Source organism: Chryseobacterium sp. II3a (assembly GCF_057815135.1).
This window is the reverse complement of record NZ_JBYPZJ010000001.1, coordinates 1,044,024-1,055,308: the sequence shown is the minus strand read 5'-3', so window position 1 is coordinate 1,055,308 and position 11,285 is coordinate 1,044,024. Positions and strand designations below refer to the sequence as shown.

The 11,285-nt window shown below is 35.5% G+C and carries 5 protein-coding genes; all 5 read right to left on the bottom strand.

The window, feature by feature from the left end:
- Window positions 1-326 precede the first annotated feature (326 nt).
- The 5 genes from AC3HD6_RS04645 to AC3HD6_RS04625 all read right to left on the bottom strand — a co-directional run bounded on the left by AC3HD6_RS04645 (window position 327) and on the right by AC3HD6_RS04625 (window position 11,270).
- The gene (locus AC3HD6_RS04645; protein WP_488895307.1) at window positions 327-1,535 is read right to left on the bottom strand and encodes an ABC transporter permease; all 1,209 of its coding nucleotides are present in this window, start codon (window positions 1,533-1,535) and stop codon (window positions 327-329) included.
- 76 nt (window positions 1,536-1,611) lie between these two features.
- Window positions 1,612-2,568, bottom strand: a complete 957-nt coding sequence (locus AC3HD6_RS04640) for an HlyD family secretion protein (protein ID WP_488895306.1) — start codon at window positions 2,566-2,568, stop codon at window positions 1,612-1,614.
- An 11-nt stretch (window positions 2,569-2,579) separates the two neighbouring features.
- A complete protein-coding gene (locus AC3HD6_RS04635; RefSeq protein WP_488895305.1) occupies window positions 2,580-3,998 on the bottom strand; it encodes a TolC family protein in 1,419 nt (472 codons plus the stop codon).
- An 806-nt stretch (window positions 3,999-4,804) separates the two neighbouring features.
- The gene (gene eco, locus AC3HD6_RS04630) at window positions 4,805-5,293 is read right to left on the bottom strand and encodes a serine protease inhibitor ecotin (protein ID WP_488895304.1); all 489 of its coding nucleotides are present in this window, start codon (window positions 5,291-5,293) and stop codon (window positions 4,805-4,807) included.
- Window positions 5,294-5,336: 43 nt separating this feature from the next.
- Window positions 5,337-11,270: an alpha-2-macroglobulin family protein gene (locus AC3HD6_RS04625; protein ID WP_488895303.1), complete on the bottom strand. Its 5,934-nt coding sequence runs from the start codon at window positions 11,268-11,270 to the stop codon at window positions 5,337-5,339.
- Window positions 11,271-11,285: the final 15 nt, after the last annotated feature.

Below are 11,285 nucleotides of genomic sequence, written 5' to 3'. Positions count from 1 at the left end.
TTTTTACGCTTTTTTAATTGATAATGAGCAAAGTACGATTATTAAAGAATTCTTAACCGGACAAAAAAGCGAATACTATTTTTATGAAAAAAAATGAATTTTTTACATTCTTTTTTTAGATTGTAAAATGAAATTTAAAGACATTCAATAAGAGATGCAAGAAAAATAAATCTTTAAATCAATTTAAACAAAAAATTTCAAGGAAGACAAAGCACTTTTTAAAACTAAAAAAGTTCAACAATTATGATACGATCAACACCATTTTCTGAAGTCAATCTTTGTAAAATCTTATTTTTTAGAAATTTCAATGCAGCAAAAGGAATCTTCTACTCACTATCATTTTGAGCGTTTTCCGTGTTCTCAATTTCTATCGGAGTTGCTTTTTTGAAAATAAACCAAAGTTTAATCTTTAAAGCAATCCATCCTATGATAGCATACACTACTAAAAGAATACTTAAGTGCTTTAAATAAGGGAAAGTAAGTTCTACAGAACCTTTCTGAATCAACAGAATTTTAAAGGCCTGTAAGAACGGAGTCAAAGGAATGATGTTCGCAATAAATTGTACGAATGCCGGCATGGCGCTTAATGGCCAAGTAAATCCACTAATGATAAAGGCAGGAGAAGCAATGACCATAAGGATTTGTGTAGCCTTCAAAGCATCCGGAATTAATATACTAATGAACACTCCAAGAAATGATACAGAACCGACAAAAACGGCTGTCAGAAGTATAAAATTAAATATTCCTTCCGGCATCGGAACCCTGAAGATCATGTGCATGAAGTAATAAATACCTACAATAAGAATAGAAGATATCCAAATAGGAATTACTTTAATCAACATCGTTGGAAATGCCCACTTCTTCATTCTTACATACTCTTTTACAAAAGATCCTCTTTGGAATTCTGCGGCAAAGCTCACGGCCATTGCCAGCAAAATAACCTGTTGTAATACTACCGCCAACATTGCCGGCCACATAAAGATCAGATAATTTCCGGTAGTGTTGAAAAGAGTAATATAATTGGCTTTGAAAGGTTCATATTGGGTTGCAGCCTTTGCAGCAGGCATTCCTGCTTTCTGCAGCGCTTTAATGGATGCTCCGGCTGAAAATGTCCCTATCGTAAGTTGAAGTGCTTTGGAAGCAAAATTGGCTGTTAAAACGTTTCCCGTATTGATATAAACATTCAATTCAGGATATTTTTTCTGGAGCATATCTCCCTCAAACCGGGACGGGATAATTACCACTGCTGCTGCTTCATGCCGGATTACTTCATCCTTTATGCTCAGCGGTTCCTGAATATATTTGATGATCTTAATACTCTTATTATCATCCAGCATTTCCGTTAATTGGTTTGATAAAGGAGTATTATCTCTATCCACAACTAATACAGGTGTGTTTTCAACTTTTCCGCTTTGGTAAACAAACCCCAGCAAAGTGGCATAAAAGATCGGTGCCACGAAGAACACTGTTCTTAAGGTTGAATTGCTGAAAAAAAGCTTGAACTCTCGTTTTAAAAGACGGAAAAATTCTTTCATCTGTATATTTTAATATTTTAAATAACCAGACGGAAGCCCTATTTATCGAAGCAAACCGCCCTATTTCTTTTCATAATTATTTCAGGATCACATTGGCATTTACCAAAAGACTTTTGGCCTTATTCATGTCTGTTGGCTTTACTTTGATCTCGTAAATAGCATCCTGCAACTGATAATCTGGGTATGCTGTAGTGATATCAGCATATCTTGTAAGCTGTTTGATATATACAACAGTTCCCTGAAGATTTTCTTTGTTGTAAACAATCTGCATATTCACACTCTGGCCTTTTTTATATTTTGAAATAGCACTTTCCGGAACAGTGAATCTGAAATAAGTACTTTCAGGAATATATCCATTAAATAAAGCAAATCCTGCGGTAGCCAATTCACCTGTATTCAAGCTGATGGTTTCAATTTCCATATCATTGGTAGCGATGATGTATCTTTCTGAATAGGCTACATTCGCTTCCTGCAATGCTCCTTTTGCCTGAGAAGCTTGCCCCGCTGCCATTTCCACTTTTTCAAAACGGGTTCCTCTGTTTACATCATCCAACTCTGCTACTACTGCATCATATTGTGCTTTTGCTCCCTGTAGTTTTGCATATACTTCATCGTGTGCTTGTGGAGACATTAAACTATCACGGAACATGTTATTAGCTCTTCTGTAAGACTTTTGAGCAAAATCATACTGTTCTTTCAATCCTTTGTATTTTGCCTGAAGCTGTCTTAACTGATCAGGAGTAGCTCCGTTTTTAGCCATTTGTTCCTGAGCTGTAGCAGCACTCACAGCACCTTGTGCCTGTGCTATTTTTGCAGATACTTCCGGAACATCAAGCTGGGCCAACGTATCTCCTTTCTTTACCGTCTGCCCTTCGGCGACATATATTTTTAAAATCCTTCCGGTTACCTTTGGAGCAAATGAGATAACATCCTTTTTGGTTTTCCCTTCCGGTTCTTTAATTTTTTCGTTTTTCTTATCACAACTTCCCAGTAAAAACAGAGAAGCAAAGACTATAGCTATATTTTTATGCATCATTTTAATTTTTATGGGATTATATAAAATTTGGTAATATCCAGCTCCTGAGTTGCTCTCATCAGTTCTATTCCTGCTCTTCTCTGGTTAAAAATGGCATTTTGATATTCCAGTTCTGAAGCTTCAAGATCATTTTCTGCATCAATCAACTGGGACGATTTGCTCATTCCATATCTAAATTCTTTTTCAGCCTGTACCAATGCATTTTTAGCCAGCTCTTTTTCTTTAGCTTTTAAAGTGATCTGTGCGGTAGCAATATCATAATTGGTCTGATTATTTGCCAAGTTCAATGATAGTTTTTTCAATGCATCTTCTTTCTGATTCTGCAGTACTTCCTTCCCTACTTTAGCCGTTTCTTCAGCATGTTTCCCTTCTTTTCCATCAAAAATCTCCCACTTAAAACCAACACCTGCGGTGATTAAAGGGAAAATATTAACATTATTAGGGCTCCAGTCCAGTTTTTTACCTTCATAGCCAAGAATCGGAACAGCCGGAACTATATTTTCAGAGCTTTTGATGTGATTTCCATATAATCCGATATAGTAAGCAGAAGCCATCAGCTGAACTTTAGGGATCATCCAGGTTCTTTCTGCTTTTATTTTATAGTCTGCAGCAGCAATTCCATGCTCAAGGGCACGAACTTCTGCTCTCTGCTCTATTCCTTTTTCTGCCGCTAAAAGTTCTACGGGAGACAATACCGGATCTATCATTCTCAGACGCTCCTTATTGATTCCCGTTAAAATATAAAGCTGGGTAAGAAGCAACTCCTTTTTCCCTTCATATTCTACTACCTTTGCATTTAAAGTAGCCTGAGCCAGTTCAATCTTTTTGTGATCGTAAGGCGTAATCAAACCGTAACCTAATGCTTTATCGGCAGTTTTCTTGTTGATGTCTAATCTTTTTGTACTTTCATCCAATACCTTTTTAGACTGATGGATCAGTGCTAACTGGTCATAAGCTCTGGAAATACTCGCAACAACCTCATCTCTGGATTTTTCTAACAGCACATCTTCAGATTTTTTCTTTTCCTCAACAGCCTTTTTCAGGTACTTGACCTTTCCACCGGAATACACAAGCATCTTAGCTTCTGCCTTGGCTACTCCTGAAAATCCGGATACATTGAAGTTATTGTTGAACGCTCCTTCAGCAATATTGATAAAAGGGGCCAGATTAATTTCCGGTGACGTAAGTCTTGCTGTTCCGTTCAGGTAGCCAGCTTTACCGCTTAGTTCCAAAGTAGGAAGAAAGATATCTTTTAACTTGTGTTCGTCAAGATCGGTAAGTTTGTTTTGGGTAATCTGCATTTTCAGGTTCGAGTCCCGAACCATTGCACTATCCAGAAGTTCTTTAAAATCCGGCGCAGACTGTGCCCAGCCAAAAGCAGGAAAAGCAAAAAAACTAAACGTAAAAATCAATAAATTGTTTTTCATGGTTTATGTTTATAACAAATATAATGCAAAAAATGTTAAAATACTCAAAGATAATTTAACAAAACCATGAATTTTAAATAAGTTTAAAATGTGTTTAAGTATAAAAGTCTTTGAAATAACGTCTTATCAAAACCGTTTAAAAGTTAATTAAAAACTAAAAAAATTTGAAAAAAATTTTAACTCCACTTTTATGTCTCTTCTTTTAAGGGTCTTTTTCATAGAATACAAAGGCATTTAAGATCTCCTGATTAGAAATTCAAACAAATAGCACAGAAGATTAAGTTGGCTTTGAGACCATTAAATACTGTTTTTTTAACGCTGGGATCGCAAAGGGTTTTAATCTATATTAAAAATAACTTCGTTCACTAGGGCATTTCATTCAGCTAAGATATTTACGGCTTCATTGCTGAGTGAAACGCCTTGGCGGTCTTAAAAAAATGAAAATTTCAGAAAAAACTTTGCGAGCATTGCGTTATGAAAAAGACTTCCTAGGTAAGAATCAAAAGGTAATATGAGTAAATATTATTAACCTGAATTTGGATTATGAAGCTCTGGTTCTTTTACAGTGGAGGTTACAAAAGTTTTTTAAACCGAATAGAAAATAGTTTCGTTCGCAAAGGCATTTCATTCAGCGAAGATATTTACTGCTTCATTGCTGAGTGAAATGCCTTTGTGGTCTTAAAAAATGAAGATTTCAAAAAAAACTTAGTGAGCCATAACGTAATAATAATTCCTACGTAATGTATAAAAGCGAAAACTCCCCACATTACTGTGAGGAGTTTTCTGTTTATAATAAGCTTGCAAATTTACTTTTGAACTGCTTTTTTCATTCCGTTATCAGGCCTTAACACTCTGTAACGAACTTCTATGTCTTTTGGCACATAGAATACCAATGGCAGCTTACTGTTGTATCTTATGATTTCCGGCTTAAGGGTAACAAACTTTTTAGAAAGCTTCTGCCCCGGGCAAGCCATTAATGTTCCTGCTGTTTCTCCTTTGGATTCTACTTCATAATAGTTATAACCCCATCCCTGAAGATCCTGGCTTTTCATTTCTCCCATTAAAGAGTAATTGTTACAGTCTAACATTTTTTCAGCGCCTACAAAAACTTCCACTTTTAAATCGTTTTCATTTTTTGCAACAGGAAGCTGGATGTATACTTGTTTGTATCCTTCTTTAGCTTTTGGGAACATTTCAATCTGTAGTTTTTCAAACTTTTCAGCTTTCTTTTGAGCGAAAGCACTTACTCCAGCCATCAATACCAATCCAGTCATTAAAGTTTTTGAAAATTTCATTTTATTTGGTTTTAAATTTTACGTATTTCCTAATAGCCAAAAATCATTCCAAAATCTGAACACCGGTTCCTTGTGTGTGTGCATTCATCTGTGGAGCATAGTAATTCTGCATTGTGGTAATGCCGTTTGAGAACTTTCCTGATGCATTAGCAACCACATCATATTCAAATACATATTTACCTTTTGGCATATATTGAATATAGAAATTTGTGGACGCATCTTTAGTAGATTGATAATATCCTAAATTATTTTTCCACTGGTATCCTGACAACGCATCTATCGGTTCAAATCCTGCCGCTCTCATATCTTTAATATGAATAAACTCCATCGCTCTGTCTGTATTCAGGATCATTCTAACGGTTACCTTATCTCCTACTTTCAATGGTGTTTCTGATGAAATCTTCTGAAGTTCTTCTCCATTTACCGTTTTCACTTTTTTATACAGTTCTTTGGTTACGGAAATATAATTTTCAGATGATTTAATCTTATCAAGATCTTCATAATACTGCCAGAATAATCCTCCCTGAACAATTCCAGGACCTGGTTTAGTCACAGTAACAGTTCCCAAGTTTTTATCTATAGCATCCGTTTTCACTGTTGATTTCACATATCCTGTTGCCTGAGTCTGAGGAACAATTTCTTTTCCACCCCAAACTATGGTTGCTTTATCACTTTCAGCACCTGTCCATGATTTCCCTGAGTTTAAGATCGTAAAGATCACTTCTGCAGTTCCTCTTGAGCTTCCCCATGAGTTCACTTCTTTCTGAGTGACCAACCAGATCTTCATTTCTTCTATGAAGTTTGTGTCATTTGCTTTTAAAGTATTGAATGCCTCCAATGCTCCTGCATGGTTCACTACTTTTGAACTGAACCAGCCCCAATCGTTAAGATTCTGCTTCCAGTACACTCCTTGTGTTTTGGTATCTGTAGAAGTTTCTTTAAGATAATTCATCAATTTATCAGATACGTCTTTCACTCCGTAATCATTCATCAATAAAGCGGCACGATGAAGTCCGAAGAATGTAAAATCAGTAATTTTTGCCGTTTTCGCTTTTTGCTTTACTAATGTTTTTAAAGTCAGACCTTTTCCTTTTAAAGGATATTGTTTTTCCCAATAGTTTCTGGTATCCAGATAATCAAGAACCCAGTTGCTCCAAACATTTTCTTTCTTAGTATCGGCATATTTGCTGATTTCGTTATCTACATACTGGATCAGTTTTGCTACTAAAGCATTCTGTCCTGCATTTTGATACTCTTTTGCATTATCTTTTAACCATAGATTAACCTTTCCAAGGTTTTTCAGAATATACAATGAAGTACCATAAGAGCTTGGATAACCTGCATACCAAGAGAATCCGCCATCAGGGTTTTGAAGCTTGCTGAAATCATCCCAATTCTGGTTGATTGAATTTCTCATCGTGTTGACATCAAACAGAAGTGCCAGTTTTTGCATCTGTTCGTTTTCATTCTTGCTTTCCAGTACCCATGGTGTTTCATCCAATAATAACTGTTTCAACTCCTGGTTTTTTTCAAGATTTGAATTCAATAATCCTTTGCCCTGATACTCATCAAATACCGTTTTCATTTTAGGATTCGCTTTGAATATTTCTGAAGCCAATACATCTGCAAACCACTTATTGAAAACTACATCCGCAGAGCTATTCTGATCATTTTTCAAGCTCGGAAGGGCAAACATAATCTCCCAGATTGGATTGGTTGTTAATTCCAATGTATTAGAAACATTTGATGCTGTTGTAGAAGTGTTATTTTTAAGATTATCCAACACAAAAGTCTTTGTTTCTCCTTCTTTCACAAACACTGGTACAGCATCGGTCACTAACATTCTGTTTGGTAATACAGCTACCGCCTGTTGTTCCCCGTCAGAATAAGCTCCTGCTTTTGCTACTACTTTTAAAATGATAGAAGATACATTGTTTGGAACTTTTAATTTCCATGTTAATGCTCCGTTTCCGTTTTCATTTAAATCAAAGTTCTGTGTTCCTGAAGTGATTCCGAATTTTGAAGAGATGTTTTCATTGGTGAAGGCATCTAAAATCTGTAATTCGGCAGAACCATTCATTTTTTTATTGGTAAGGTTGGATAGTTTTGACTGTAAATTCAGTTCATCGCCTTCTCTTAAGAATCTTGGATAGTTTGGAGTTACAGAGAATTCTTTTTGTGTTACCACTTCTTTCTCCAAGGTAGCAGCTCTTGCATCTTTTGTATGAGCCAGGAACATCAGTTTCCACTTCGTTAAAGCTTCCGGAGAAGTAAATTCGAAGTTTACATTTCCCTCCGCATCGGTTTTTAAATCCGGATAGAAGAAAGCGGTTTCATTTAAGTTCTGACGTACCGGAACTTTATCTAATTTTTCAAGAGCTGCCACTTCTGCTCCATTACCAACAGCATCCATTGCCAATGCTTCTTCTTTTGCTATGGGAGCAGCAGGAGCAGCCATTTTTGCTCTTCTCATAGATGTATAGCCTGTAGCTTCTGCAGCAATTACATTCTTAGGTTTAGGACAACCATTATATTCTGGCATTCCCGGAACAGTAGGACAAGCATCATCTTTATCAGCAACACCATCTCCATCACGATCTCCGTCAATACCAAATTTACCATCAAACCAGTTAAAACTAGGAACTGTCACATAATTTCCATTATAATATGTCAATCGGTTCTGATATCTTTTCTGCAGCAGATATTCTCTCACATCATAAGATGTAATGATATTGAATGGGGTGTATAATTTATCCCAGCCATAGCTATTCACGGCAAACTGGTCTAAAGACATATCATACATATTAGCCAGTACCTCTGCATTTACTTTTTCTTTATCATTTCCAGATACTTTTACGGTCCATTTTTCTTTTGAATTCGGTTCCAGTTTATCTCTGAAGGTAACTGTTTCGATTTTTAAAGGCTTCTCTGTGTCCTTAATTTTCAAAGCAGCTGTTTCTGTCTGTACATCGTTATAAGCGACCAATTGGAACTGAAGATTAAGTTCAGAAACACTTTTTTCTTTTGGAATATCTGCTGTGTATTCCAAAATTCCTTTTTTAAATTGATGGGTTTCTGTGATCGTTTTACCAGATCCATTCTGAATAAATACATTTACCAATGCATCAGGAATGGCAGAGTACACATACACTTTTGCTTTTTCACCTCTTGAAACCTCATCTTTAGGAGCAATAACCGTTAAGAATGTTTTCTGAGCCGGCTTCAGAGATGCTTTATCCCAAACACTGAAATATTGCGTTGCTTTTATGGTGTCTTTTCCTTCAATATTGAACAGTTCCAACTGGTAATCTCCTGCTTCCAGTTTTCCTAAATCCAAATCAGAAGCCTGAATATCGGAAGATGGCTGCTGTTGTTTTTCAACAATTACTTTTTCTGTTTTCCAATTTTTAATCTCATCATTTTTATCAAACAAATCGTGTGGGAATTTGCTGATAAACTCTGTTTTTGAATATTGAGGAAGATTCTGAACTTCAGCTTTAAAATTATCTCTGAAAATTCTATCTGGAGCAGCAAGTTTAGATAACTTAACCTGATAAGCTTTTTTAAGAGTCTGTTCGTTGTAATTTTTGGTTTCTACTTTTAGTTTTGCATTTTCATCACTGAATACATTCTTAATTTCATCAGCTTTAATGTAATGAGAAACTGAAGCAACCTTAAGATCTGTATTAGCCGATTGAGTTTCCCCGTTAATATCAGTAACAGAAGCATTGATTTGGTAATTATCAATTTGTATTCCTTCCAGTTTTTCATCTTTCTTAAGGTCCAAACGGATCACAAACTCTCCTTTTTCATTCGTTTTGGCTTCTCCTAAAATTGAGTTTTCATTATCATTTCCTCTTGGATACCACCAGAAATATCTCCAACGGATATTTTGTTTTTTGATCTCGTAATTTACGGTTGTATTGCTTAAAGCTACACCGGAAAACATCATCGCTTTCCCTTTTAATTCTATGGTCTGACCGTATTTGTATTCATCTTTCACAGGCTCAAAGGACACTTCAAACTTTGGTCTTTTGTACTCTTCTACCCTGATATCTTTGTATCCCTGACTGTTTCCATCCGTATTCAGGTAAAAAGTACCATTTAGTTTTCCTTTTGGCAGCATAAAACTACCATGATAGGAACCAAATTCATTGGTGGTAAAGCTTTGAGAAGAAACTTCCTGATTATTGGCATCGATCAAAGTAATTTTCTGCTTCACTCCTGAAAGGACAGATTCCGTCTCATTATTTAATCTGGTATTCACTACTTTGAAATAAACCATCTGCCCAGGTCGGTAAATGGCTCTATCTGTAAAAATCTGTGCTTTGGTACGGGCTTCTTTGTTAGGATTATAATCTTCTAATCCGTTATTTCCATATACCTCCATGATCTGGAAGTCATTGGTTTTAGGCTGTTGAATCAGATAAGTCCTGTAATATTCTTTATTGCCTGTAGCTGGAAATTTGAAAACTCCTTTATCATTGGTTTTTCCTTCAATTTTATTGATTGAATTGTTATTAGCAAATTCATAAAAACTTAGGTTTTCATTTATTATCGGTTTCCCATTTTCACTGTTTACTAATTTCAAATCATCTGCAAGTGAATTTCTTGAGGATCTAGACTGGTAAATAATCTTGTTTCCCGAAACCAGAAAATAGAAATTCTTTTCAGGATCATTATCTTTTGTATCCATTCCTGCTGCTGCAAATGCTGCAACATATACTCCGGAAGGAAGCGGTTTAATTTCCAATGAAGTTTTATGAAGCTGATAATCTTTCGGATCTGTAAGCTGATACGTTTCCTTTCTTATCAGATTCTTTTTTACTTTACTGAAATAATTATTGGCATAGGAATTCTGTACATACTGCATCAGAGATGTAAAATCTTCTTTTACCTCATAAATGTTGATGGAAAATTCTGACACATTCTTAGACTCCGCAATAAAATGAATCGGCAGATTATTTTGAGTCTGCTTTTCATATTTGATACTCAATACCGGATTAGTGATTTGGGCCTCCTTGCTTTTGATATTTTCAAGGAAAGGAGATTTTGGGTACTCACTTTTAGCCTGAGCTGCCACTGCAATTGCCTCCTTTGCTTTATTTTTCATCACCAGCTCATTCATGATATCTTCCATGATGACTACTTTATAATCTCCCTGCACGTCAGATTTTACTAACTTCTGAAGCTGTTCCAATTTATCTTTACATTGATTGAAATCACAGTTATTTACCAATTTATCTTTCATGAAATACAGCTTGGCATTCCCATTATTCTGTGCAATCAACTCATCGAAAATCGAATTAATTGAAGTTCTGTTCTCTGTAAGTTCATTTTTCGTGAAAATATTATTTTCAGATAAAAAGGCAATTTTTTTGAGAGCATACCAATCATATAAACTTGGGAAATAAGCAATATCTTTTGTTTCCGAAAACAGGTCTTTATATTTTTCCAAAGAAGCTTTCTTCATGTCCTGTTTCTGCTGATCCAGTTCCTGATAGCTTTTGGTTAAATAATTTTTAAAATCAAGTTTTGTCCAGGTCTCAATCTGTGCAACATCCTGCGTATTGATATTGGTTCGTCCGTTGATCTTCCAATAATTCTGATTGTAATAATCAAGGAAAAATCCATTGAGAAGGACTTTGTACACCAGCTTCTCTTCTCCTTTCAGTTTTGCTTCTGCTGTCTGAAGCTTTTTAAAGAATTTTGAAGCCGCATCATTTTGATCGTCATCTACAGTTTGGTTGACAATGCTGAACTCTGCTTTCAGAGAACGGATTAACTGAATGGTGTTATTTTCTTTCATAGCTTGGTTTTCCAGTTCTAAAACAATGGGTAGATTAGATTTATAAGCTCCTTTCTGAGTGTTTTCTGCTATTTTTTTCCACTGGTCATCATAGTATTTCTGTGCGAAAACCGGTGAAAATCCCAATGATAGCAATGAAAGCATAAATATCTTGGAAAATCTTTTCATATATATTAATTTTGA

What these genes read in the sequence shown, in the direction of transcription:
- AC3HD6_RS04625 (WP_488895303.1), bottom strand. Translation starts at nt 11,270, where the DNA reads ATGAAAAGATTTTCCAAGATATTTATGCTTTCATTGCTATCATTGGGA.
- AC3HD6_RS04640 (WP_488895306.1), bottom strand. Translation starts at nt 2,568, where the DNA reads ATGCATAAAAATATAGCTATAGTCTTTGCTTCTCTGTTTTTACTGGGA.
- AC3HD6_RS04645 (WP_488895307.1), bottom strand. Translation starts at nt 1,535, where the DNA reads ATGAAAGAATTTTTCCGTCTTTTAAAACGAGAGTTCAAGCTTTTTTTC.
- eco (WP_488895304.1), bottom strand. Translation starts at nt 5,293, where the DNA reads ATGAAATTTTCAAAAACTTTAATGACTGGATTGGTATTGATGGCTGGA.
- AC3HD6_RS04635 (WP_488895305.1), bottom strand. Translation starts at nt 3,998, where the DNA reads ATGAAAAACAATTTATTGATTTTTACGTTTAGTTTTTTTGCTTTTCCT.